Annotated in this window: 17 protein-coding genes; 6 read left to right on the top strand and 11 right to left on the bottom strand. The window is 61.9% G+C overall.

Annotation, left to right across the window (positions count from 1 at the left end; translation table 11 throughout):
- Window positions 1-12 precede the first annotated feature (12 nt).
- From LSO07_RS07005 to LSO07_RS06995, 3 genes are read right to left on the bottom strand one after another with little or no spacing between them, the layout of a single operon-like run.
- Window positions 13-942 carry an ABC transporter permease gene (locus LSO07_RS07005; protein ID WP_151093020.1) on the bottom strand — a complete coding sequence of 310 codons (930 nt, stop codon included), beginning with the start codon at window positions 940-942 and terminating at the stop codon, window positions 13-15.
- Complete coding sequence (locus tag LSO07_RS07000; protein WP_151093018.1) at window positions 935-2,011, bottom strand: ABC transporter permease; 1,077 nt, start codon at window positions 2,009-2,011, stop codon at window positions 935-937. The genes LSO07_RS07005 and LSO07_RS07000 overlap by 8 nt, the downstream gene beginning before the upstream one ends.
- Entirely contained in the window at window positions 2,004-3,518 is a 1,515-nt protein-coding gene (locus LSO07_RS06995) for an ABC transporter ATP-binding protein (RefSeq protein WP_151093016.1), read from the bottom strand. The genes LSO07_RS07000 and LSO07_RS06995 overlap by 8 nt, the downstream gene beginning before the upstream one ends.
- Window positions 3,519-3,958: 440 nt before the next feature.
- On the opposite strand from LSO07_RS06995, the gene LSO07_RS06990 reads away from it, so the two are divergent.
- The 4 genes from LSO07_RS06990 to gluQRS all read left to right on the top strand — a co-directional run bounded on the left by LSO07_RS06990 (window position 3,959) and on the right by gluQRS (window position 8,844).
- Window positions 3,959-4,771 carry an outer envelope protein gene (locus tag LSO07_RS06990; protein ID WP_080753567.1) on the top strand — a complete coding sequence of 271 codons (813 nt, stop codon included), beginning with the start codon at window positions 3,959-3,961 and terminating at the stop codon, window positions 4,769-4,771.
- A gap of 78 nt (window positions 4,772-4,849) precedes the next feature.
- On the top strand, window positions 4,850-6,715 hold the full coding sequence (gene tssF / locus LSO07_RS06985; RefSeq protein ID WP_151093014.1) for a type VI secretion system baseplate subunit TssF: 1,866 nt from the start codon (window positions 4,850-4,852) through the stop codon (window positions 6,713-6,715).
- The gene (gene tssG, locus LSO07_RS06980; RefSeq protein ID WP_151093012.1) at window positions 6,679-7,731 is read left to right on the top strand and encodes a type VI secretion system baseplate subunit TssG; all 1,053 of its coding nucleotides are present in this window, start codon (window positions 6,679-6,681) and stop codon (window positions 7,729-7,731) included. The genes tssF and tssG overlap by 37 nt, the downstream gene beginning before the upstream one ends.
- A 192-nt stretch (window positions 7,732-7,923) precedes the next feature.
- Window positions 7,924-8,844 (top strand): tRNA glutamyl-Q(34) synthetase GluQRS, encoded by a 921-nt coding sequence (gene gluQRS / locus LSO07_RS06975; protein ID WP_151093010.1) that lies wholly within the window; start codon window positions 7,924-7,926, stop codon window positions 8,842-8,844.
- Between the two features lie 75 nt (window positions 8,845-8,919).
- On the opposite strand, the gene LSO07_RS06970 is transcribed toward gluQRS, so the two are convergent.
- The gene (locus tag LSO07_RS06970; RefSeq protein ID WP_151093008.1) at window positions 8,920-11,151 is read right to left on the bottom strand and encodes a TonB-dependent receptor; all 2,232 of its coding nucleotides are present in this window, start codon (window positions 11,149-11,151) and stop codon (window positions 8,920-8,922) included.
- Window positions 11,152-11,668: 517 nt separating this feature from the next.
- On the opposite strand from LSO07_RS06970, the gene LSO07_RS06965 reads away from it, so the two are divergent.
- Together LSO07_RS06965 and bla are read left to right on the top strand one after the other, a co-directional pair.
- A complete protein-coding gene (locus tag LSO07_RS06965) occupies window positions 11,669-14,344 on the top strand; it encodes a hybrid sensor histidine kinase/response regulator (RefSeq protein WP_151093006.1) in 2,676 nt (891 codons plus the stop codon).
- Entirely contained in the window at window positions 14,337-15,230 is an 894-nt protein-coding gene (gene bla, locus LSO07_RS06960) for a class A beta-lactamase (RefSeq protein WP_151093004.1), read from the top strand. The genes LSO07_RS06965 and bla overlap by 8 nt, the downstream gene beginning before the upstream one ends.
- Here the strand turns inward: bla and LSO07_RS06955 are convergent, their stop codons facing one another.
- The 7 genes from LSO07_RS06955 to LSO07_RS06925 all read right to left on the bottom strand — a co-directional run bounded on the left by LSO07_RS06955 (window position 15,231) and on the right by LSO07_RS06925 (window position 24,510).
- The gene (locus LSO07_RS06955) at window positions 15,231-15,665 is read right to left on the bottom strand and encodes a DUF695 domain-containing protein (RefSeq protein ID WP_151093002.1); all 435 of its coding nucleotides are present in this window, start codon (window positions 15,663-15,665) and stop codon (window positions 15,231-15,233) included.
- 44 nt (window positions 15,666-15,709) lie between these two features.
- The gene (locus tag LSO07_RS06950; protein ID WP_151093000.1) at window positions 15,710-16,372 is read right to left on the bottom strand and encodes a hypothetical protein; all 663 of its coding nucleotides are present in this window, start codon (window positions 16,370-16,372) and stop codon (window positions 15,710-15,712) included.
- An 84-nt stretch (window positions 16,373-16,456) separates the two neighbouring features.
- Window positions 16,457-16,723, bottom strand: a complete 267-nt coding sequence (locus tag LSO07_RS06945) for a PAAR domain-containing protein (protein ID WP_151092998.1) — start codon at window positions 16,721-16,723, stop codon at window positions 16,457-16,459.
- Between the two features lie 13 nt (window positions 16,724-16,736).
- Window positions 16,737-18,353 carry a type VI lipase adapter Tla3 domain-containing protein gene (locus LSO07_RS06940; RefSeq protein ID WP_151092996.1) on the bottom strand — a complete coding sequence of 539 codons (1,617 nt, stop codon included), beginning with the start codon at window positions 18,351-18,353 and terminating at the stop codon, window positions 16,737-16,739.
- A gap of 58 nt (window positions 18,354-18,411) precedes the next feature.
- Window positions 18,412-20,703 carry a T6SS effector phospholipase Tle3 domain-containing protein gene (locus LSO07_RS06935; protein WP_151092994.1) on the bottom strand — a complete coding sequence of 764 codons (2,292 nt, stop codon included), beginning with the start codon at window positions 20,701-20,703 and terminating at the stop codon, window positions 18,412-18,414.
- 18 nt (window positions 20,704-20,721) lie between these two features.
- Window positions 20,722-23,517 carry a type VI secretion system Vgr family protein gene (locus tag LSO07_RS06930; RefSeq protein ID WP_151092992.1) on the bottom strand — a complete coding sequence of 932 codons (2,796 nt, stop codon included), beginning with the start codon at window positions 23,515-23,517 and terminating at the stop codon, window positions 20,722-20,724.
- A gap of 129 nt (window positions 23,518-23,646) precedes the next feature.
- Window positions 23,647-24,510: a hypothetical protein gene (locus tag LSO07_RS06925; RefSeq protein WP_151092990.1), complete on the bottom strand. Its 864-nt coding sequence runs from the start codon at window positions 24,508-24,510 to the stop codon at window positions 23,647-23,649.
- Window positions 24,511-24,567 lie beyond the last annotated feature (57 nt).

Raw genomic sequence — 24,567 nt, 5'->3', positions numbered from 1 at the left:
TGTGGTGAGTGATTAATTTCCCGGATTGAAATTCTTGCCCAGCGAAGCGGGCATATTGAGCTTGATGTAATTGGCGTTGCTGGAGATCAAAACCAGCACGACGATGGCTGCCACATACGGCAGCATCGACAGCAGTTGCGACGCGATGGGCACGCCCAGCGCCTGCGCGTGGAAGGTCAGAATCGTGATGCCGCCGAACAGGTAGGCGCCGCCCACCACGCGCGCGGGACGCCAGGTGGCAAAGGTGGTCAGCGCCAGCGCGATCCAGCCCCGTCCCGCCACCATGCCTTCGACCCACAGCGGCGTGTAGACGAGCGACAAAAAGGCGCCGGCCAGGCCGCAGCAGGCGCCGCCGAACAGCACGGCCGCCAGGCGGATGCGGCGCACGGGGTAGCCGAGCGCATGCGCGGAAGCGGGCGACTCGCCCACGGCGCGCAGCACGAGGCCCGCCCGCGTGCGGTACAAAAACCAGGCGATGGCCAGGCAAAGCAGCAACGACAGATACACCATCGGATGCTGGCGGAACAGGGCCGGCCCCAGCACGGGAATATCTTCCAGGAAAGGGATGCCGAAGCGGCCATTCTGCAAGCTGTTGCCCACATATTTCAAGCCGATATACGTGGATGCACCCGCGCCGAACAGCGACAAGGCCAGGCCCGTCGCGTACTGGTTTGTGCCCAGCCACACGGTCAGCCAGGCAAAGAAGCCGGACAGCAGCATGCTGGCGCCCGCGCCCGCCAGAAAGCCCAGGGTGGGGCTACCCGTGTTGACAGCCACGGCAAAGCCCGTGATGGCCGAGACCAGCATCATGCCTTCCGCCCCCAGGTTGACCACGCCCGCCTTTTCATTCACCAATAAACCGAGCGCGGCCAGCATCAGCGGCGTGCCCGCATTGATGCTGGCCGCGATCAGCGGCGCGATGGTCAGCAGCAAGTTATCCATGTTTCCTCCAACGCAATTTGTATTGGATCAGCACATCGCAAGCGAGCAAGGCGAACAGCAAGATGCCCTGAAACACACCCGTGATCGCACTGGGCAAGCCCAGGCGCGACTGCGCCAGTTCGCCGCCGATATAGAACAGGGCCATGACGAAGCTGGAGAAAATCACGCCTACCGGATGCAGGCGCCCGACAAAGGCGACGATGATGGCGGCAAAGCCGTAGCCGGGCGAGACCGTGGGCGTCAACTGCCCCATCGGTCCCAGCACTTCGCACGCACCCGCCAGGCCCGACAAGGCGCCGCAGATCAGCAGGGACGACCACAAGGTCTTGCGCGAGGAAAAGCCCGCATAGCGGGCGGCGGCAGGCGCCATGCCGCCCACGCGCAAACGGAAGCCGGCAATGCTTCTGGATAAGTACAGCCAGCCGCCCAGCGAGGCCAGCAAGGCAAACACGATGCCCACGTGCAAGCGCGTGTCGCTGATCAGCATCGGCAACAGCAAGCCGTCCGACAACAGTTTCGACTGGGGGAAATTGAATCCTTCCGGGTCGCGCAGCACCCCATACACGAGATAGCTGAGCAGCAATTGGGCGATGTAGACCAGCATCAGCGAGACGAGGATTTCGCTGGCGTTGTAGCGGTCGCGCAGCCAGGCAACCAGCCCCGCCCACGCCATGCCGCCCGCCATGCCGGCCAGCAAGGACACGCCGATGATGGCAATACTGCCTACGCCGTCGTCCAGGTACAGGGCGGCCGCGCCGCCGCAGATGGCGCCCAGGGTCAGCTGCCCTTCCGCGCCGATGTTATAGATGTTGGCGCGAAAGCAGATGGCCAGGCCGACGGCGATCAGGAGCAAAGGCGCCACCTTGATGCCCAGCTCGGACCAGCCGTGTGCGTCGCGCAAGGGTTCCACAAAGAAGACGGCCAGTCCCGCCAGCGGATCGTGTCCCAGCGCAAGAAACAGCAGCGCGCCGCACAGCACGGTAAGCAGCACGGCCAGCACGGGCGACAGCCACGACATCAGCCGCGACGGAGAAGGACGGGCTTCCAGGCGCAAGGCGAACTTAGCCATTGATTGCCTCCTGCGGCCACAGCCCGCTCATCCATTGCCCCACGAGGCTCACGCTGGCCTCGCCCACATCCAGCGACGGAGAAATCTTTCCTTTCGCCATCACCAGCAAGCGGTCGCTGATGTCGAACAATTCATCGAGCTCCTCCGACACGACCAGCAGCGCGCAGCCCGCGTCGCGCAAGGCCAGCAATTCGGCGCGGATTTGCGCGGCCGCGCCCACGTCCACGCCCCAGGTCGGCTGCGCCACCACCAGCACGGTGGGTTCGCGCATGACTTCGCGTCCGACTATGTATTTCTGCAAGTTGCCGCCCGACAGGCTGCGCGCCAGCGCCTGCGGCCCGCCCGCCTTCACCTGAAAGCGCGCGATGATGGCGGCCGCCCGCTGCGCAATGACCTTGTGGCGCACGAAGCCGTGGCGGATGGTGGCTGGTGTCTGCAAACTCAGCAGCACGTTGTCGGCCAGCGCCATGTCGGGCACGGCGCCCCGCCCCAGCCTTTCCTCCGGCACGAAGCCGAAGCCCAGGGCGCGCCGGCGTCCCGGCGGCAAGCGTCCCGCCGGCGTACCGTTCAGGACGATGCTGCCGACAGCTGCGCGCATGTCCTCGCCCGACAGGGCGGCGAGCAATTCCTGCTGGCCATTGCCGGACACGCCCGCGATGCCGACGATCTCTCCCGCGCGCACGTCGAAGCTGATGTCCGTCAACTGCGTGGCGAACGGATGGCTCTTGGGCAAGTTCAAATTCTTGACGCTCAACATGGCCGCGCCGGGCGTGCGCGCCACGCGGGTGACGGCGGGCGGCTCGGCGCCGATCATCATGCGCGACAGGCTGGCCGCCGACTCTTGCGAGGGGTCGCACACGCCCGCATTCTTGCCGGCGCGCACCACCGTGCACGTGTGGCACAGGGCGCGGATCTCGTCGAGCTTGTGGCTGATGTACAGGATGCTACAGCCTTCGGCGGCCAGCTGGCGCAAGGTGGTAAACAGCTTTTCCACGGCGCCCGGCGTCAGCACGGAAGTCGGTTCGTCGAGGATCAGCAGTTGCGGCTTGGCCAGCAGTGCGCGCACGATTTCCACGCGCTGGCATTCGCCAACGGAAAGCGTGTGCACGTGGCGCTGCGGCTCCAGGTCCAGGCCATACTGGCGCGCCGTCGCTTCGATGCGCTGCGCCAGCTCCGCCATGTTGGTGCCCGCGGGCAAACCGAGGGCGATGTTTTCCGTGACCGTCAAGGTGTCGAACAGGGAAAAGTGCTGGAACACCATGGCGATGCCCAGCGCCCGCGCGGCCGACGGGTTGGCGATCTCGACTTCACGGCCATTCCACAGGATGCGGCCGCCATCGGGCTGCACGGCGCCGTAGATGATTTTCATCAAGGTCGATTTGCCGGCGCCGTTTTCGCCAAGCACGGCATGAATCTGTCCGGGCGCGACGGTGAGACAGATGCCGTCATTGGCCACCACGGCCGGATAGCGCTTGCTGATATCGATGAGTTCCAGGCGTGCCGTCATTGTTTTTTTCGTGCCTCGCTGCGTGGTATGCGGGATGCCGATCGGTGGAAAAAATCAACACTCAGTCTCTATCGTATCGGCATCCGCGGCGCTTGGGGGGCGGGCGCGGCGGCGTGCATTTCTATTTCCACAAAAAAACAACACCTGTATACAATTTTGAAAAAAATTATCAGCTTTGCAGCGTCCGCCTTGCCCCGCAAGGACGAGAAGGTGCGATGATTATATGCAGGAACTGATAGTAAGTATGCACACAAGACATATCGCCCGGCGCGGCGATGCTCGCATCATGGATTGAACGGCGCGCGTTATCCCATTGCAGCGCTACATGCGGACTACGCGTCCAGCCATCCCCAGTTCCCGTTTTCCCACACCGCCATCAGGAGCCGAAAGTGCCAAAAACCATACCGTGTCTGTTGCTCTGCCTCACTACCACCCTCGGCGTGGGCGCGACCGCCCAGGCTGCCGAATGGAGCGATACCGCGCTGAGCTGGCGCGCCGGCAATGATTACCGCGAGCCGTTCAATCCGGACGACATCAAGAAAAACATCTTTGCCATCACGCACGCCAGCGGCTACAAATACGGCAGCAATTTCGTCAACCTCGATTTCCTCATGTCCGACAGCAAGGACCCCGGCGCACTGGGCAAAACGTCCGGCGCACAGGAGGCGTACCTGGTCTACCGCAACACCATCGACATCGGCAAGGTGCGCGGCAGCGACATCAAGTTCGGCCCCGTGCGCGGCGTCGGCGTCACCCTGGGCTTCGACGTCAACACGAAAAATGACGTCGGCTACAACTCGCGCAAGCGCATGCTGGTGGCCGGCCCCACCCTGATGTGGGACGTGCCCGGCTTCTTCAATACCAGCCTGCTGTTGCTGCGCGAAAGCAACGCCCCCAGCGGCGCCTTCCCGCCCATCTCGCAGGTGACGGGCCGCTACACGTATAAAACGCACGCCATGCTGACGGGCGCCTGGGCCATCCCCCTGTCGCCGCTGTTCTCGTTCGAAGGCTTCTTCAACCTCATCGACTCGAAAGGCAAGGATGAAGTGGGTCGCGACACGGCAGTGGAAACGAATATCGACATGCAAGTAATGTACGACGTAGGCGCGGCCTTGGGCAGCGCCAAGAACACCTTCCGCGTGGGCCTGGAATACCAGTACTGGAAGAACAAGTTCGGCAATTCGCCCGCCACCACGGGCAATGTGGGCCAGACGGCAAAGACGCCGATGATACGCGCGGAGTACCATTTCTAAAATTCATTGTTACGCATCAACACCCACGATCGCGCCTGATGCCAGCATGAAGCTTTCCCACTGGCGGAGAGCGCGACCGTGGAACAACTACTGCCATATTACGAGCGCGAGCTGGGCCTGTTCCGCCAGTACACGCGCGAGTTTTCCAGCCGCTACCCGAAGGCGGCCGGGCGCCTGCTGATCGCCGGAGAAACCTGCGAAGACCCGCATGTCGAACGCCTGATCCAGTCCGTCGCCCTGCTCACGGCCAGGGTCGCCAAGCGCCTCGACGACGCCTATCCGCAATTTACCCATTCCCTGCTCGACACCTTGTACCCGCACTACCTGCGGCCGTTTCCTTCGTGCTCCATCGTGCGCATCGCCGCCGACGAAGCGCCGGGCGGCGGCCAGCTGGACCAGGTGGCGCATGTGGCGCGCGGCACGGTGCTGCGCTCGCAGCCGGTGCAGGGCGTGGCTTGCAAATTTACGAGCGCCTATGACGTGACCCTGGTGCCGCTGGCCATTTCTCGCCTGCATTTCTCACCTGTCATCGACGCGCCGCCCGGCCTGCGCCTGCCCGCCGGCGCCAGCGCCTTGCTCAGCATTCAGTTCACCAGCAGCAGCGACAACTATCATCTGGATCAGCCGGGTATCGCCAGGCTGCGCCTGTTTGCCGATGGAGAACCATCCGTGCGCGCGGCCTTGCTCGACGCCCTGTTCCTGCGCGGCGCGGGCGCATACGTGGCGCTGGACGAACACAGCCCGTGGCAAGCCGTCGATGGCACGCCGCTAGCGCCGGCCGGCTATGCGGAAGACGATGCGCTGATCCCCATTTCCGCCCGCTCGCACCCGGCCCTGCGCCTGCTGACCGAGTACTTTGCGTTTCCGGAAAAATTTCACTTCATCGATATCGGATGGTCACTGCTGACGCCCTTGCTGCCGAAACAGTGCCGCCAGTTCACCTTGCACCTGCCCCTCAAGGGCGTGCGCAGCGACAGCCACGAAGCGCGGCTCTTGTCCGGCGTCAGCCGCGACAACCTCTTGCTGGGCTGCACGCCCGTCGTCAACCTGTTTGCCAAATCCGGCGTGCCGATCCGCCTCACGCATACCGAACCCGACTATGCGCTGGCGGCCGATGCCACGCATGCGTTTGCCTATGACATCCACAGCATCGAAGCCGTCACCGTAGTGCGCAAGGACGAGACCGGCGAGCGCCTGAGCAGCTTCCTGCCGTTGTATGCCTCGCTGCAAGGCGCCCAGGCCGACTATGGCCAGGAGCGTGGTCAGGAGCATGGACAGTACTGGCTGGCGCGCCGCGACGAAACCGTGGCCGCCATCAGTCCCGGTCACGAAATGCGCCTGAGCCTGATCGACCCGCAGTTTTCACCAAGCAGCGCGGCCTGCGCCACCGTATCGACGCAACTGCTGTGCAGCAACCGCGACTTGCCCGTGCAGTTGCACTACGGCTTGCCCGGCGGCGACCTGCTGGCCGAAGACGTACCCGACGGCATCCCCGCGCGCTTCCTGCGCAAACCGTCACCCAGCATGCGTTTCCTGGCGGACACGCACTGGCGCCTGATCGCGCACCTGTCGCTCAATTACTCGAGCCTGACGCAGGCGGGCCTGGGTGAATTCCAGAAAATGCTGAGTCTGTACGACCTGCCCCGCTCGCCCGCCACGCAACGCCTGATCCAGGGCATCGTCACGCTCGAGCACGGCAGCACGCGCGCGTGGATGCCAACGCTCCCGTTTCCCACCCTGATGCCCGGCATCGCCATCCGCCTGGGCATCGACGAGCAAGCCTTCGTCGGCAGCAGCATCTATATTTTTGCCCAGGTGCTGCAACGCTATTTCGCCCTGAACAGCCAGCTCAACTGCTTTAGCCAACTGACGCTGCTGTCTCATCGCAGCGGCGAGGAACTCCTACGATGCCCAGAACGCAGCGCCGACGCCACGCCAGCGTGATCCAGCAATTGCTCGATGCGCCGCAGCGCTTCGAGTGCTTCCAGGCACTGCGCCTGCTGCTGGCGTGGCTGGCCGAACACGGCATCGATGAGCACACGGCGCTGGCAAAGCACATACGCTTCGACAACAGCGTCTCGCTGCGTTTTCCCGCCAGCCAGGTCGAAACGCTCACGGCAAACAGCATCGGCGATGCGGATGCCCTGCTGCAAGCGCTGCTGTCCGGTCACGGCCAGCACATCCACCTCACGCCCACCTTCATGGGCCTCCTGGGCTGCCAAGGCAGCTTGCCCAGCCACTATTCGGAGCGCATTGCCGCGCACCAGCATAGCGAACGCGAGAATAGCCCGCGCGCTTTCCTCGACCTGTTTTCCAGCCGCACCGTGGCCCTGTTTTACCAGGCCTGGCGAAAATACCGCATCGAGCAGGCCGGCCACAGCGGGGACTTCCTGTCGCGCCTGCTGGCCCTGGCCGCATGCCAACCGGGCCAGGACCAGGGCCAGGACGTGGCAGCGGCCGGCTTGTACAGCGGCTTGCTACAGCAGCACAACATCTCATCCATCGTCATGGCGCGCATCCTCGGCGACCACTTCGGCGTGCCTTGCCATATCGACGAGGCGACGGGCGCCATGGACATGCTGGCACCGCGCGAACAAACGGCGCTGGGCATGGAAAATGCCATGCTGGGCCAGCGCGCCCTCGTCGGCGAACGCTGCCGCCGCCCCGACCTGGCCGTACGCCTGCGCCTCGGTCCGCTCACGGCGCAGCAGCACGCCAGCTTCCTGCCGCGCGCCCCTGGTAGCCACGCGTTGCGGCACATGCTGATGCTGTTCGGCCAGCCGCTCGTGCGCTACGACATCGTGCTGGTGCTGCGCGCCAGCGATGTGCGGGGGACGGCATTGACCACCTCGCCACAAGGCGGCCTGGGCTGCAACAGTTTCCTCGGCAGTGCGGCAACGCCGTGCCACCGCGATGACAAACATTACGAGATGCAATTGATGCCCTCATTCAACGATTGATCCTTGCGGCCGCGCAAAACGCATGTGTTTGCTATTGCTACAGTCGGCCAACGATCCCTAGCCACATATGAATCAGGGCATTAGTTTGACTTGAATATCACTCTGAACGATACTTAGCGCTGCCTGCTATAGATGAGTCATGGCTCATAGCAACACCAGCACGTATCACTACCGTCAACAACCTTCATCCGTATGCTCCTGTCCACCGCCCCCTACATCGGCCGCTTCGCCCCCTCCCCCTCCGGCCCTCTGCACATGGGCTCGCTCGTTGCCGCCATGGCCAGTTACCTCGACGCCAAGGTGCATCGGGGCACGTGGCTGCTGCGCATCGAGGATCTGGACTATGACCGCAATGTCGAAGGTGCCTATCTCGGCATCCTGGCCAGCCTGCAGCGCTGCGGCATGTATTGGGATGGCGAGGCGACGTGGCAGAGCAAGCGCTTGCCGCTGTACGAGGCGGCGCTGAAGCAGTTGCAGGATGATGGCCTCCTGTATGCGTGCGGCTGTTCGCGCAAGGAGATCCAGGATTCGAACTTGCAAGCGGGAGCGCCAAAAAATGGGGCCGCCGTGTATCCGGGCACCTGCCGTCATGGACTGGCACCGGGCAAGGCGGCGCGGGCCTTGCGGCTGCGGGTACCGAAGGGGGCCGATGCGGTGTACGCGTTTGCCGACCGCTGGGCGGGTCCGCAGCGGCAGGATCTGGCCGGTGAAGTGGGCGACTTCATCGTGCTGCGCGGCGATGGCTACTGGGCGTATCAGCTGGCAGTGGTGGTCGACGATGGTGCGCAGGGCATCACGCAGGTGGTGCGCGGCGCGGACTTGCTCGATTCCACGCCGCGCCAACTGTATCTGCAGGACGTGCTGGGCTTGCCGCATCCCGGCTTCCTGCACGTGCCCGTCGTCACGAACGACAGCGGCGAAAAACTGTCCAAGCAGACGGGCGCCCTCGCCTTCGATACGGCAAGCAATGCTGCAGACCTTCTGGCGTCGGCGCTGCAGCCTGCGGCCCGCTTCCTGGGACTCGACGTGCGCGCCGACAAGGTGGAAGATTTCTGGCAGCAAGCCATTCCCGCCTGGGCACAGCGGCTGGCGCAACTTCCCGAGCACCCATAAAAAAAACCCGCCGCGGCGAACCGGGCGGGTTGCAATGCAGGCGCCAGCACATGGCCGGCGCCTGAAGTCTGGCAATTAGAAGTTGCCTTTAAATTGCACCCCAAACTGACGTGGCTCATTGATGAAGCCCGTGCGGTTGTTGAAGTCGATGGCGCCCGTGATACGCTGGGTGTCGGTGATGTTGCGGCCAAAAGCGGCCACTTCATACTTGCCGGCATCCCAGGTGTAGCCTACGCGCAAGCCGCCTTCGACCATCGGCTTGCCGGTGAACTCGGTTGCTTCATACAGGAAGAAGTTGATCTTGCTGCGGTATGCCCAGTCCGTGAAGACGAAGAATTCGCCGTTTTCCATCGGGATCGAATAACGGCCCGTGGCGGTGATCGTCCACTTCGGCGCTTGCGGCAATGGATTGCCGTCGATGATGGCACGGTTGCCGGTGGTCAGCGAATCGGTCACGGTGCAACGCGTTTGGGCGCAGGTGGCGATCGACAGGCTCGGGTCCTTGATTTCCGTGAAGTTGTAGCTGCCGCCCAGGGACATCTTCAGGCTAGGCGTGACAAAACCTTCCAGTTCCAGCTCGGCGCCACGGCCATTCGTCTTGGCTGCATTGATCAGGCGCGTCACGTTCGAGGTGCCGCCAACGACCGTCAATTGCTGGTTCTTCACCTGGTAGTTATACAGGCTGAAGGCAACGCGGGCGCGGCGCTCGAACAGGTCGGCCTTGATGCCCGCTTCGAACGAGGTGATCGTTTCAGCATCGGCCACGGTGACAGGCACGCTGGTGCTGGCCGGGGCGATACTTGGCGCGCGGAAACCGGTAGCGACACGGCCGTAGAAGTTCACGTCCTTGTTGTATTTATAGGTACCGCTCAAGTCCCAGTTGACCTTGGCTTTGCTGACATCGGCGCTGGTCGGGTTGACCTGCACGATGCTGGTCGCTTCCACCGTGTTGAAATCCTTCTTGTCCTTGGTGTAGCGCAAGCCGGCGCGCAGCATGAAGTCATCGCTGACGGCGTAGTTGACGGAACCAAACGTTGCCCAGGCCGAGTTCTTCTGGCGGCTGGCCAGGTGCGTGGTCAGCACATGCGTGTCGGTATTGAAGTTGTCGGTGAAACCGTTGGCATCTTCGTTGAAGTAGTACACGCCTGCCTGCCAGTTGAGGGGACCGGCATTCTTCGATTCGGCGCGGAATTCTTGCGAGTATTGTTTCACGCTGGTGATGCCGCCAGCCGTTTCAACCTGGAAAGGAATGAAGCCTGGGCCCGTCGGCGTGCCGCCGTCGATATCGCCATGCGACACGTAATTGCCGACCTGTTCAAAGCCGGTGATCGAGTACAGTTTAATACCGTCCAGGTCCCAGCTCAGGCGGGCGCTGGCGCCGTTGGTGCGCAGGCGCTGGAAGTTCGGCGCATTCGTGAACGACTTGTTCGGGTCGAAACCGTCGACGATGTCGTTCGTGCCCTGCTTGATCATGTTGGCGTAGAAGACGCGCGCGCTGCCCGTGGTGTTGCGCTGGTGCACATTGAACAGGGCATTGAAGGTGGTGTTCGGTGCGTACAGCAGTTGCACGCGCTCGGCGTGTTCGTTGTAGCCGTCCAGCGCGTTTTTCTGGCCCGTAAAGGTGTTGTCGACGTAATCGTCGCGGTGCTGGCGCAGGGTCGAGAAGCGCAGCGCCCATTCTTTGCTCAGCGGCACGTTGACGGCGCCGTCGAAGTTGGTCGTGTTGTGCGTGGCGGCGGAAACGTTGTAATAGCCTTCAACCTTGTCCAGGTTCGGCTTGACGGATTCGAACTTGACCACGCCGGCAGGCGTATTGCGGCCGAACAAGGTGCCTTGCGGGCCGCGCAACACTTCCACGCCAGCCACGTCGAAAATCGGATAGCCCTTGAGGATCGGATTTTCTTGCACGACATCGTCGTAAATCAGGGAAACAGGTTGCGATGCAAAAATGTTGAAGTCGGTATTGCCGTAGCCGCGGATGTAGAAGCGGGGGAAGGTGCGGCCATTCGACGATTCCACGTTCAGGCTCGGCACTTTGCCGGCCAGCACGCGAATGTCTTGTCCGCTGGACACCAGCACGTCGAGCTTCTCGTCGCGCAGCAGCGACACGGAGACGGGCACGTCGCGGATATTTTCCTTGCGGCGCTGCGCCGTCACGGTCACGGTTTCCAGCTGGCTGGCGGCAGGGGTCGTATCAGCAGCGACTTCATCAGCATAAGCCGAGCCGATAGGCAAGGCAGCGGACAGTGCCAGCATAGCAGCGCTTTTGGCGCACAAACGCTTGTGCATCTTGGACATCTTGATCATGTTGTTTCCCAGAAGTTTAAAAAAGAATTGCGAAACCTGTCTCCGGGTTATGTACGGCGCTGGATGATCGTCTGCACCATCACGGTGCAGCAGCGCGAGCGGATGTTTCTCCGCCCATGGCGTCACTGGCTCTGCCCTGGCTGTCGTCCAAGCCGACAGCGGTCTGGCCGCATCTCTGGGATGTCTGATGAACACCAACTTTTGAGTAAGGCGCCAATTTAATTCAAGCGCCTTATGCGCTGCAAGAATATTGTTATGTAAAATATTCATTCATCAACATAATGCGCTGACTAGTGGTTATTCAGCCACAATAGCGCCCTTGTCTTCCTATTTCCTTGCTATTTCCCCCGATCACTTGCCGCCTGGCGCGATTTTTTCGCCAACCCTGAGAAAGTGGAAACGGCGTCCTGCAAGACAGCCCAGAGCGTATAAATAGTTGTAATATCGCCAGAATTGAGTTGCCAGGCCGCCCCATTCCGGTGCGGCGGGGCCCCCTGCACCATTGTCCATAACCTCCATGCCAGAACCCAGCCAGCCCAGCAACGCCGTCCCGTCCTCCACCGTCGCTGCCCAGGCGGCGCATTTACTGCTGAGCGCCCATTGCGACATCGTCTGGAGCACGAAAACCTTCGGCCAGTTCGACGCAGACCAGCCATCCTGGCGCGCCTTCACAGGCCAGACCGAGGCTGAACTGCTGGGCCGCGGCTGGGTCAATGCCCTGCATCCGGACGACCGCAACTTGCCGTACGTCATGCCATCGCACCTGACCAGCGTGTTCGAAGCGGAATACCGGCTGCGCCACGTCAGCGGCACCTACCGCAACATGCTCGTGCGCATGCTGCCCGTGCTGGCGCCCGACGGCAGCATCGTTGAATGGCTGGGCTCGCATTGCGACGTGACGCAGCAACGGCAGACGGAACAGCGGCTGCGCCTGGCCATGCAGGGCGGCCGCATGGGTACGTGGGAGATCGACCTGGGCAGCGGCAGCATGACCGGCTCCGATGCCTTCAAGGCCAATCTGGGCTTGCCGCCGGACAGCCACATCGATTACGCGCAACTGACGGGCGCCATGCTCGACGGCGACCTGCAGCACTGGCAGACGGTGGTGCACGCCGCCATCGCCAGCGCCAGCGATTTCGAAATCGACATCCGCGTGCGCTGGCCCGATGGTTCACTGCACTGGGCGCACATGCGCGGCACCTGCGCCAGCGATGGCGCCGGCAACGTGATCGCCCTGTCCGGCATCTCGCTCGACCTGACGACCAGCAAACAGAACGAGGAAACCCTGCGCCTGACCCTGGCGGCCGGCGAAGTGGCCACCTGGAACTGGGATATCGTTGCCGACCGGGTCACGGCCGACAGCAATATGGCGCGCTTGTTCCCCGTCAATGCCGATGCTGCCACGGCGGCGCCGCTGGCGCGCTACCTGGACCTCATCCATCCAGATGACCGCGAGCAAGTCAGCGCGCAGATTACCCAGGCATTGCACGCACACACGCCGTTCGAGGCCAGTTACCGCGTCGGCGACGGCGACGGCCAATACCGCTCGGTCATCGCGCGGGGCCGTGCCGAATACGCGCCCGATGGCACACCCCTGCAATTGCCAGGCGTCCTGCTCGACATCACGCGCCAGAAACAGGTGGAAGATGCGCTGCGCCGCAGCGAGGAACGCTACCGCACCTTGATCGAGCTGATGGACCAGGCCTTTTGCGTCATCGAAATGCTGTACGACGAGCAAGGCCGCCCCATCGATTTCCGCTACCTGGAGGGCAACGCCGCCTTCGTCAAGCAGTCGGGGCTGGTCAATGCCATCGGCAAGACCATCCGCAGCTTCGTGCCCGACCACGACCAGCACTGGTTCGACCTGTACGACCAGGTCGTCAAGACTGGCGAACCCGTGCGCTACGAAAACGAAGCCGTGGCCATGGAGCGCTGGTTCGAGGTCTTCGCCGCGCGCCTGGGCGGCCCCGGCAGCCGCCTGTTGACGGTATTGTTCAGCGACATCAGCGAGCGCAAGCGTTCTGAGCAGCAATTGCGCCAGCTGGCCGACAACCTGTCCGAAATGGACCGTCGCAAGACGGAATTCCTGGCCACCCTGGCGCACGAACTGCGCAACCCGCTGGCGCCCATCCGCAACGGCTTGCAAATCATGCGCCTGGCCGCCGACAAGCCCGCCACCGTGGCGCGCGTGCGCGACGTGATGGAGCGGCAAGTCAATCAGATGGTGCATCTGGTCAATGATTTGCTGGATGTGGCACGCATCACGCGGGGCCAGATCGAACTCAAGCTGGAACGCGCGGACTTGAAAACCATCATCGCGGGCGCCGTGGAAACGAGCATGCCGCTGATCGAAGCGGGCCGCCACCAGTTGCAGGTGCAACTTGCTGAAGAGGCGCTGCCGCTTGAGGCCGACCCCACGCGCCTGGCGCAAGTGCTGGGCAATTTGCTCAACAATGCCGCCAAGTACACGCCCGCCGGCGGCCACATCAGCTTGCGCGCCTTACGCGATGACAACGAGGCATTGATTGAAGTCAAAGACAGCGGCGTGGGCATTCCCGCCGAATCGCTGGCTACCGTCTTCGACATGTTTACGCAGGTGGGACAGAACATGGGTCGCGCGCAGGGCGGGCTGGGCATCGGCCTGTCGCTGGTGCGGCGCCTGGCCGAGTTGCATGGCGGCAGCGCCACGGCGGCCAGTCCAGGCGCCGGCCTGGGCAGCACCTTCAGCGTGCGCCTGCCACTGCTGGAGGAGGAAGCGAAGGCGCCTGCCGTACTGGCTGCGCCTGCCAACACCACCAGCGGCCCGCACTTCCGCGTGCTGGTGGTCGATGACAATGTCGATGCGGCCGATACCCTCGCCGCCGTGCTCGACATGATGGGCCATGCCGCGCAAGTGGCCCACGATGGAGCGCAAGCCCTGGCCTTGGTGCCGCAATTCTTGCCAGACGTTATATTCCTCGATATCGGCCTGCCCGGCATGAGCGGCTATGAAGTGGCGCGCGCGCTGCGCCGGATACCGGCCGGCGCCAACGTCGTGCTCGTGGCATTGACGGGCTGGGGCGCCGAAAATGACCGCAGTCAATCGAGCGCGGCCGGCTTCGACCACCATTTGACCAAACCGGCCAACCTGCTCGCCATCGGCGAACTGCTGGCCGCCCTTCCCACTCCCAACACTCCTACAAACCATGACTGAATCCCTGAACCACGTCCGCCGCAACCTCCTGCTGGCCGGCGGCGCCGCCCTGCTGTGCCCGGCACCGCTGCTGTTTGCCGCGCCCGCCACCAGCATCGCCGCAGCACAGACACAACTGGCCGCGCTGGAAAAAGCCGCAGGCGGACGCCTCGGCGTTGCCGCCTGGCGCCAGGGCAGCGACCTGCGCGTTGCCTATCGCGCAGACGAACGCTTTCCCCTGGCCAGCACCTTCAAGGCGATGCTGGCGGCCGCCGTGCTGGCCCGCAGCGTCAGCCAGCCGGGCTTGCTGGACCAGCACGTGCGTTACGAGAAAAAAGACCTGGTCACCTATTCGCCCATCACGGAGAAGCATCTGGCCGACGGCATGACCGTGGCCGATCTGTGCGCCGCCACCTTGCAGTACAGCGACAATAGCGCGGCCAATTTCTTGATGACATTATTAGGCGGGCCGCAAGCCGTGACGGCCTATGCGCGCAGCATCGGCAATACGGTGTTCCAACTGGAACGCTGGGAAACGGAATTGAATAGCGCCATCCCCGGCGAAGTGCGCGACACGGCCAGCCCCGCGTCGATGGCGCACAGCTTGCAGCAATTGTTATTGGGAAATAGCTTGCCAGCGCCGCAGCGCCAGCAACTGGACGCCTGGATGCGCGGCAACACGACGGGCGACAAACGCATCCGCGCCGGCGTACCGGCCGGCTGGCAGGTGGCCGACAAGACAGGCTCGGGCGCGTATGGCAGCGTCAACGATATCGGCGTGGCCTACCCGGCCAGCGGCGCGCCGCTGGTGATCGCCGTGTACTACACGCGCGAACAGAAAAAAGCGGACACAAATCAGGACATCATCACGGCCGCCACGCACATCGTGACGGCCGCGTTGGCCTGATTACTTCGGCAACGCAGCCATGAAACCCGCGTATGTGGACCAGGCGGGGTCAGCCGCGCTGCGGATTTCAATCGGGAACTTTGGACGCGGCGCCAGCGCCGTGTTCAGGCGATTGAAGAATTCTTCGCCCGACTGCGTGTAGTAAATCCATTCGCGCAGATTTTCACCCGTCGATACGAGGGCCAGGGTGGCGAAGCCACCCTCTTCCACCACGGGTGCCAGCGCAGCTTCCAGCTCTTCCATGTGCTCGCGCTCGTTCGGTGCGGGCATGCCCGTCTCGTCCTCGTAGCGCCAGGCGATGATGATGCGGTCCGGCTGCGACGACAGGTCCCAGTCGTCATGGAAGGCGTCGACATAGCGGTAGATGATGGCCATCTCGTCGCTATGCGTGACGATGGTGCCCCAACTGCGGGCGGAAGTGGAGTTTTCGTTCATGGTTGCAACAGTCAAAAAGTGAAATCGGGCAAAGGGCGAGCAGTCTACAGTACTGGCGGGCAAGTCACATTCCACGCGTCATACTGGGCACCGCTCTTGCGCAGCCAGACGCGGGCGTAGCTGTCGCGGTCGCTCTTGAATACCAGCGCATAGCGCTCTTCGGCACGCGGTGCGGCGGCGCCCACGTCGACGGCCGCCAGCGTAAACTTCAGCGCCCGCAACGGGGCACAGGCCGTGTTACCCGCCATCAATAATCGCGCCCGCTCCAGCAGCGGCTTCTGATACAGCAACACGCCTTCCAGTTCCGCATCGGGAACGCGCTGCAGCATGCGCATGGGTTCGGCCACCGCACGGCAGGTGCCACGGTCGAGCCAGGCGTAATACTCCATGCCCGCCTCCTGCCAGCGCGCCTGCTTGCCCTCGCCGTGCAGCACGAACTTGGTTCGCTGCGTACGGCACAGCGCGCCATGTCCACGATACGGCGACGTTTCCACGCTGCCCACCACTTCGCTGCCACGGCCACCGACCACGGGCACGCTCTCGAACACGGTGCGTGCAGCCGGCTCGCCCGGATATTGCTGCGCATAAAATTCCAGCAAGGACGCGCGCTGCTGCGCATCCACCGCCACCGCCTCGGCGGCACTGGCAGGGAGGCACATGGCCGACACTACACACAGCGCCAAGGGGCGCACGAAATAACCTGGCATGGCATTCCTTCAATCTGAGTCCAGGGCGGGTATCGCCCAAGCGCAGATTATATAGTTACCGGGAAATGGCAGGCGAACGCGGCGTCAGGAGGTGCGCAAGGTGGCGCCGCCAGCAAGCAACTTGGCGCCACAGGTGGTGGTATCGCCTTCGATGGCGATGGCAATGCCGTTGATGCTGTGCCGGGACGAGCCGCTGGCAATCTTGCAGCCCTGATGTCCCTTGATGGGGCAGCTGCACAAATCCCCGACGCAGGCGACAGGAATCCCGTTGACCGTAAAATGCGTGGCGGCACAACTGAGCACCTTGCCGCCATGCGACGTGGCGTCGCCCAAACGGATGACTTTGCGCATACAGCCTCCCGAATTATTGTCCCGCCTGGCTTTCCAGGATGGCTTCCACCGATGGCGCCGCGTAATTGGCCGGATCGACGGCAGGTGTGACGCGGCTGCGGAAGATATCGCCATTGGCATCCTGCTGCCGGCGTTTGGCGTCCGATGGCGGCGTGATGAAGATGATGCTCGCTTCATTATTGTCGCGCAGATTGATCGCCGCACTGGCGCCGCCATCGCGATAGCTGCCCATCACGCCAATGGCCATCTGCATGAACCAGGTCGCCGCACCGGTATTGCCCAGGCGATGATCGGTATTGATGAACTGCGCGCTCTTGCTGCTGTCAATTTCCGGTCCGCCCTGTGACGCGTAATCGTGCAGCATGCTTTCCAACATCAGCAACTGCTCAGGCTGGTTTCCCGTCCCTGCCACGACGCGCGCAGCCCCCTTGCCGCGCTCCGCTTCCGGCAAGGTCTGCAGCGCCTGCTGCCAGCCCGCATTGAACATCTTCTGGCGCTGGTCACGCCGCGTGACGGGCTTGCCCTCTTCATCCGCAAATTGGACAAACACGGGCCGATGCACGAAACCGAACGAGGGCAAACGGTCAAAGGTTTCCATCTGTTCCCGGTTCCACGGAATGGGAAACCACGGCGTCGGTTTCCAGTCACGCGGGGGACGATTTTCCCAAGGGTTGAGTTTGTCGAAAGTATGCAAGCCCACGCCGCGGATATCGGGCCTCTGGGCGAAGGCGGCGGCAGCGGCGAGCCATTCGGCGACGGTGGGTTGACGAGACATGCTAAAACTGGACCATATTGATTTGACTGGCCTGGCCAATGAACTCTTCAAATCGTAATACATGGCCTTGAATTGCCCCTGTACAAACTTATTCTCGGGATCCTCCCATACGTAAGGACGCAAAGGATCTATTCTTTCGCGGCGCGCCAACACAAACACGGCGGTGGTATCGGGCATCTCGGGGACGTAATAGCCATCCTTTAGTTTCATTGCATCACCCGGCTTGCGACCTCCATCGCGCGTACCCAAACTATCTTCGGAATGTACAACAACATAAGGCAGCTCTGGATGTTGGTCGAAAAATTCAAAGACTTCAATCAACAAGCGATCCGGTCTCTCATCCAGTTTCCAAGGACCTATGGAAAATAAATGTGCCGGCAGACCAATTGTCGATGCACCTGCTACCAGTCCGGCCATCGGCTCGTACAAACTGGGCTGCTCATCAGGATCAAGAATGGGAGAACCAGCATAAAACGATGGCAAGCCCCAATACATGGGCGTGAAATTAACGCCGTTTTCCAATGCGTCGCAGGCTCGGCCTCCCCCTTGCCCATCCTTATCCATCCCTTTCCACGGATACTTCGTCGGATCCTGCTCACGTATGCTGGTATAAGCACTTCCTTTTTGTAAGGTTTCCCACAATTTACCTTGCCGATATTTATCCAACGTCACGCCAAATCCGATCACTTCCAGCACATACTCTCGTCCTAGTTCCAAAGGCAGCTTTTTCTGTTGCGCCTGCAACTGTGACGCAATTTCACGTGCCTGACTCTTAGATGCGGCGCCTAGCCATAACCAGCCAGCAAATACAATTACAACAACTATCGATATCCCCAACCAACGAAGCATCATCATAGTTCTCACCTTTTGAGTCAGCAATTCCGAAGGAAGCACAGTCAGTTCAAATCATCTGTTATCGATGCGTCTTGGACACGCTACTTATCTTTTTTTCGGCCACTATTTTCATATTTTTTGTTTGCGATACGACAATCTTCCATAAAGCGCCCGACAGTAATGGAAGTCCTGCAGGCAAACTTCCGCTGTTGTAATAGCCAATATTCCCTTCAATAATTGCTTGCCGCCATGCTGGCTCAACATCCAGATAAGAAGAATACAAAGCACGAAATCGATGCGTTAATAGTATTCCGTCTCTCGGTTGCTCACCTTTCTTCAGAATCTTCACTCGCCAATCCGCCACCGCACACAAATACGCATAAAACTGCGGATCTGACGACGCCTTGCCACTGCCTATGGCCACGTCATACGCCGTCACCTGGCTGTGATTCTTCGCGCTGCCGATGATGGAACTATGGAAAGATCTTGGACTCACCTCACGTTGCCAGCGCAAGCGTGACTCATTCGGGCTTTCCTGAATCTGTGCCACGACCTTGCTGTCTGGGTAGCGTTTCGCGGAAACAACTTCGCGTTGATCCCGCTTGTCTTTCACATGCAGTCCTTTTTCCTTGTTGTAGCTTGCCGTCATCAATGCCAACTCTCGTTGACTGAGATATTCTTCCCTTTCGGGAAACTTTTGATAACCTCCCGGGTCAGGACGATATTCGCTGCGTATCTGCATGCCGCTTCCGCTGGTCGGTGCTACCGACGCATCGCAGGGATCGACTTCTTCCACAGGTCCCTGATCTTCAGGTTTACGGTTTCGCATCATGGACGTTGTGGGAATATTGGCGGGATCAATTTGCGAGGTGCCACGCAAGTCGGCCGGTACCGGTTGTTTCAACGCTTCGCCAGTGATGGTGCGTACGCCATTGCGCTGTTCCACCTTGCTCAACCTGGTATTGACAGGCCACGCCACCGCCTTGTGTAGCGCACGATGATTACGCAAGGAAACCTCCACATGGGACTGTTCGCTTTCTGTCGCGAGCCTTAGTGGAAAATCAAAAGGCGGCGGTTTTCCAACCAACGACACCGTGGTCTTTCCCGTAGCCGGATCCAGTCTGGTCTTGTTGCTGAATACCCGCTGATAAAACCTGCCGCCCAGTTCCGCCAGCGCGCCGCGTACCTGCTTGCGCTCCACCATCTTGGTATGTCCGGAGGAGATACTGTACCCATCAAGACTGGATGTCTCCTCTTCTTCTATGAGTTCACTTCCCGAGGCATAATCGGGCACGCCATCCCATCCTATGCCCTGGATATTATCCAGCGCCACCGTCATATCTTCAGGGCAAAAATACAGATAGACCTTGCGGCGATTGTCGCAGTCCTCTGCACTCTGCCAGCGGCCGCCGACCATGCCGCGATGTTCGTCTTTCTTCAGGTCGGCAAACGGCGGCATGCAGGGCTGACCGTTACCCTTCGCCACCCCGGCAACTATATTCACCAAGGTCTTCAGACGCGCACCCAGCGTCTGCGCACCACTGAGCAAATGGTAATAGGGCTTCATCGCCGCATCCTCACCGCCATCGAACCAGGCAGCGCCTCGCATCAACAGAGGCAGGCTGTCCACCAGGCTGTACGGCGGATGCGTGAGTATCAAATTATCGGCTGGCGCCAGTCCCTTCTCCATCAACATGGCTTGCGCCAGCAGCGACAGCAGGCAACCCTGGCTATGCGCAACGATGCTGACGGTATCATCCGCATCGTAATCGCGAATCATGGCAATGAGCGCGGCCAGCCGCTGGGCCGCCAGCACCATGTACATGCGTCCAGGCGCCGTCCTCAGTGGCCGCAAGGCATCCCCCATGGGATCGGCTGGCGCATAGATTCCCGGACGCCACATATCGGGCAAATTACTGGTGGCATTGCCGAACGGCCCGCCTTCCTTGGACAGGTCCTTGTCGAGGCGGTTACCGTAACGGTCGACAAACTGGCCGTTGACGGAACTCGTCTTACCTTCAACTTCACGGTAGCCCCAGTAAAACGGAATCACTGGGCTATCGGTGTCCTTGTCTATCGTGCGCTTGAAGAATACGGCGTCGGGATCGTCTTCCAGCTTGTCCTTGTCCGCCGCCACAGGCATGCGGTAAGACGCGGGCGTAAAGCCGCGCCCCAACCTTTGCGTCAAGCCTTCGCACAAGCCATGTTCCACCGCCTTGTAGCTGACGCCCACATCGTTGACGCCGTGAATGACGATAATATTGCCCGGCAGGTTGCGGCGTATCTTGACCTTTTTGCACACGCTGCGTTCGCAATGCAGGATCGCCACGTCCTCACCCACGACGTACGGTACTTTCGGGTAGCTGCCCATCGCACTCTCCTGGCCTCATCAATCCTTGTTGTTGAATACTTCGATGGCGGCCAGGTGCATTGCCGCGCGCTCCAGCACGTCCGTCTTGCCGCTCCCATCGCTGCGCCCATCGGCCGCCGAACCATCGCCCAGCTTCACGGCAAAGTGCGCCTGCGGCGCCAGCTGCGGTGCTGGCGGTACGCCATCGACGGCACTGTCGTCGCCCGCGTACTGAAAAATGAATTGCTGATCGGCCTTGCCTTCGGCAAAGCTTGGCAATTGCACTGCCATGCTTTGCGGGTCGTTGAAGACAAAGTTGGGCGCATTGAACTGCAGCGGCGACTTGCTGCCAAAGCTGATGCCGTCGGCGATGCGGATGAAAGCGCCGTGCTTGGAAATCAAAACGATTTCATCGGCCATGCCAATCACCTTGCCTTCGCTGGCCGTCAGCTTCAGGTTTTTCGCCGCATTGATTTCCATGTCGTCATGCTGGCTTTGCAGCAGGAACTTGCCATGGTGGGCGATGGCGCGGATGCCGTCCGCGTGGGAAAACAGCGAGATACCCTTGCCCGCATTCACACTGTAGCGCTGGCCAGCCACCGCCTGCAGGTGCTGCTGCGCCACGGTATCGATGCTGCCGGCGGCGTAGCTGACGATAGCCGTCGAACTGGCAAAGCTGATGCCGGCGGGCGCCGTGACGGCTATCGCCGCCGCCCCACCCAGCTCGGCACGGGGCGCCGTATTGCTGCCGCCTTCCCAGCCTTTCAAGCTGTGCTGCAGCTCCTGCTGCGCGTGGTCTTCCTGTTCCAGTGCCTGATGCGTCGCCGCATAGCTGCCAAGCGAGCGAAACAATTCCAGGCAGTTTTCCATCAAGCCCAGATATTCGCTGCGCGCCATGTGGCCGCCATCGCCGTTCAGGCGCTTCCAGGCGGAAATCAGCATGCCCTTGCCCGCCCGCATCGCCAACTGCTCGTCGGTACGCAATTCAGCGCCCTCGCCCCGCGCATCGCCCTGGCCATTGCGCCGGTCCTGCGTCAGCCAGCCCAGGTTGAGCTGGGTGGAACCATGATCGCTGGCAAGCTGGGTATTGATTTGTCCGTGGACATCATCAAAGCGCAGCTGGTTGCCACGCGTGCCCTTGATTTCGCGGCTCTTCATGCCGGACAAATAACGGTTGCCGGGCAAGTCGCCTGCCTTGCTCAAGGCAGCCGGCTGCGCGTTGTGGTTGTACAACTGGCCCACGATAATGGGCCGGTCCGGATCGCCACCGAGAAAGGCCAGCAAGACTTCGCTGCCCACGCGGGGCAAGCCCAGGTAGCCGCATTGCAGCATGCTGCCGGGACCGTTACCCGCCCAGCTCGACGCGACGCGCACCCAGGCCGAATCGGCATCCGTGTCGGAGGCGCCAGTGCCGCCTGCATGCTCGTGATCCAGCGTGCGCGTGGCGGGAAAGCGCACCTTGACCCGGCCCATCGCGTCGCAATGGACTTCCTCATTCGCCGGCCCCACCACCACGGCGCTTTGCATGGGAACTGGCGGCAGGTCGATGCACGCGTCATAGGCAGGAACAATGGGCACGCCGCGCCGCACGGCAGCCAGTTCAATATGCATGCGCAAGGGGCCATCGTCCACCGCCGCCGCCAGTTCGCGCTGCGGCAGCGATCCGTCATCGGCCAGCCAGCGGTTGCGCGCGAACAAACGTGCCACCCTGGCGGCAAGCTCCCTCGGTAGATTATTTTGCGCCGCCACCTGCAGCGACGTGACGACAAAATCGCGCTCCGCCACTGGCAAGGCGTCGATATCGGGATGCTCGGTCAGGCTGAAGTACTCGCCTGGGCACAGGTCGCGCACGCTGCCTTCGGCGTGAAAGCAGTGGCTCTCGTAATCGTGCTGCTGCATGGCCAGCATGCCCAGCTGGCACAATGCGTCATGATCCGCGCCCGCGCGCGGCGGCAGCACGCGGTAATCATCGAGGGTGGCGGCAATGGCATTGCCATGCATGCCTTGCTGCCCCCGCCCCAAGGCATCGGCAGTCATGAACGGCCGCGCACGCGGGTGTTCCTCATTCCAGCTATGGCGCGTCACCTTGCCCGCCTGCAGCTTGCGCACTTCGCTCCACGACGTCAGGGTATCGCGCTGCTCCGTGGCGCGGTCCGCGTGATAGCGCACGGTGTCCGCCATGTTTTTCCGCAAGCCGTCGGCATGGTTGAACAGCACCAGGGTATGCGCCGGCTCGGCATGTGCATCCGTATTGTCCGCGGCACAAAAAAACCAGGCGACCCCACTGCGCTTGAGCAGGCGCCGCACAAAGGCCGCATCGGACTCATTGTGCTGCATGACAAATTCGCGCTGCGGGTATGCCTGCGCTTCGAAGAAATCGGCAAACGCATACTGGAAGGCGTGCGCCAGCACGGTATTGCTGCGTATCCATTCGTCGAGCAGGGTCTTGACGATCTCGATATCCGTCAGGCGCCGGAAGACGCGCGTATTGCAGCGCTTTTCCATGATGGCAAAGGCGTCCGTCAGCACCAGCTGGTAGCTGGCCAGCGCGCCATCGCTGTCACCGGCACTCGCTTGCGCGACGATGCCGCAAATACTGCGCAGCTGCCCCTGGTCGGTGACGATGTCGAGTGCGGCGGGCAAGGCAATCAAACTACTCAGCGGCAAGTCCGCATGCGTCGAGACACACAGCACGCGGTACTCGATGCCGCCACAGATGGCTTCCCTGCCGGCAATACGCTGCGGTATCAGTACACCGGCAGGTATCTTGGGCGATACCCCCAGGCGCAGGCGCAAGGGAAGCTGGGCACCCGATATCGACTCGTCACCGTCCATGGCGTTCTCCTCATGCGCACTGCATTTAGAGCCTATCCCAGTAGATGAATACATCTCCCTACTGGGATAGGCTCTTAATCAAGCTGGAGAACCGACAATGCCATGGGATGGCGGGGAAATACTTGATATTTAGTAAGAATCCGCCAAGGTTCCCAATACTTCCCTCAACTTTTCCCGCTTGGCCAGCAAGGCGGGATCAAACGCCGTCCACCGCTCCAGCCGCAGCGCATACGCCGGCGTCATCATCCAGCCGAACACTTCCGCCTTGTCTTCCTCGGGGCCGTAGGCCGCGTACAGGCTGACGAGGCCTGGCTGCGGGTGGCCCAGGTTCTGAAAGCCCTTGCCATAGGCCGTGGCGCCACCCTGGCCGTAGGCTGTGCCGGGCGGGTTCAGGACCAGCCAGGCAGGGTCGCGGTAATAGAAATCGTTGAACAGGCGGTATTCGATGAAGTGGTAATACTCGTGGTGCACGCGCAGCTCCATGCCCGATGGACACAGGGCGGCCAGCAGGTTGTCGGCATAGACGACGCTGTCGATTTCCGGCGCCGGCATGGCCAGGCGGCGCTGGCCATCCACGCTCAAATCCTTCACCAGCACGACGTGGCGCAAGCCCGTGCGCGCGAAGACGCCGGCCGGGTAGCGTTCCATGGCCGGCAAGACGATACTGAGCAATAATTGCAGCCCGGCGCGGTCCTCTTCCGACGCCGTAAAGGCATGCGCCTCGCTGCCGGGCATCGACAAGGTCCAGGCGGGCGCCAGCTGCAGGGCCGCCAGGCGCGCCGTGGCGATGGCCTGCAGTTGCGCCACGCTGGCGTCCTTTGCTGCGACGGGCGCATAGCGCACGTTCCAGTCGCATTCGCTGCGCATGCTGTCTTGCTGGGCGGCACGCTCGAACGCTTGCGCATAGGCGGCCGATGGCGCGGGCGGGCCGACGCTGGCGCAAGCGGACAGCAACGCAAGGGCAAGATAGGACAGGAGGCGGCAAACAGGCATGGGATCTTTCACAGGCATGAAATGGGGCGCAATCGCTGCGCCCCATTGTACAAGCTG

The organism is Janthinobacterium sp. PLB04, assembly GCF_021165895.1.
GTDB classification, from domain to species: Bacteria; Pseudomonadota; Gammaproteobacteria; order Burkholderiales; family Burkholderiaceae_D; genus Janthinobacterium; species Janthinobacterium lividum.
The sequence above is the reverse complement of the archived record's forward strand: the minus strand, read 5'-3'. Positions and strand labels throughout refer to the sequence as shown.

Bases quoted from the DNA above. Each gene is read 5' to 3' on its own strand.
- LSO07_RS07005 (WP_151093020.1), bottom strand. From the start codon at position 942: ATGGATAACTTGCTGCTGACCATCGCGCCGCTGATCGCGGCCAGCATC.
- LSO07_RS07000 (WP_151093018.1), bottom strand. From the start codon at position 2,011: ATGGCTAAGTTCGCCTTGCGCCTGGAAGCCCGTCCTTCTCCGTCGCGG.
- LSO07_RS06995 (WP_151093016.1), bottom strand. From the start codon at position 3,518: ATGACGGCACGCCTGGAACTCATCGATATCAGCAAGCGCTATCCGGCC.
- tssG (WP_151093012.1), top strand. From the start codon at position 6,679: ATGCCCAGAACGCAGCGCCGACGCCACGCCAGCGTGATCCAGCAATTG.
- gluQRS (WP_151093010.1), top strand. From the start codon at position 7,924: ATGCTCCTGTCCACCGCCCCCTACATCGGCCGCTTCGCCCCCTCCCCC.
- LSO07_RS06970 (WP_151093008.1), bottom strand. From the start codon at position 11,151: ATGATCAAGATGTCCAAGATGCACAAGCGTTTGTGCGCCAAAAGCGCT.
- LSO07_RS06965 (WP_151093006.1), top strand. From the start codon at position 11,669: ATGCCAGAACCCAGCCAGCCCAGCAACGCCGTCCCGTCCTCCACCGTC.
- bla (WP_151093004.1), top strand. From the start codon at position 14,337: ATGACTGAATCCCTGAACCACGTCCGCCGCAACCTCCTGCTGGCCGGC.
- LSO07_RS06955 (WP_151093002.1), bottom strand. From the start codon at position 15,665: ATGAACGAAAACTCCACTTCCGCCCGCAGTTGGGGCACCATCGTCACG.
- LSO07_RS06950 (WP_151093000.1), bottom strand. From the start codon at position 16,372: ATGCCAGGTTATTTCGTGCGCCCCTTGGCGCTGTGTGTAGTGTCGGCC.
- LSO07_RS06945 (WP_151092998.1), bottom strand. From the start codon at position 16,723: ATGCGCAAAGTCATCCGTTTGGGCGACGCCACGTCGCATGGCGGCAAG.
- LSO07_RS06940 (WP_151092996.1), bottom strand. From the start codon at position 18,353: ATGATGATGCTTCGTTGGTTGGGGATATCGATAGTTGTTGTAATTGTA.
- LSO07_RS06935 (WP_151092994.1), bottom strand. From the start codon at position 20,703: ATGGGCAGCTACCCGAAAGTACCGTACGTCGTGGGTGAGGACGTGGCG.
- LSO07_RS06930 (WP_151092992.1), bottom strand. From the start codon at position 23,517: ATGGACGGTGACGAGTCGATATCGGGTGCCCAGCTTCCCTTGCGCCTG.
- LSO07_RS06925 (WP_151092990.1), bottom strand. From the start codon at position 24,510: ATGCCTGTTTGCCGCCTCCTGTCCTATCTTGCCCTTGCGTTGCTGTCC.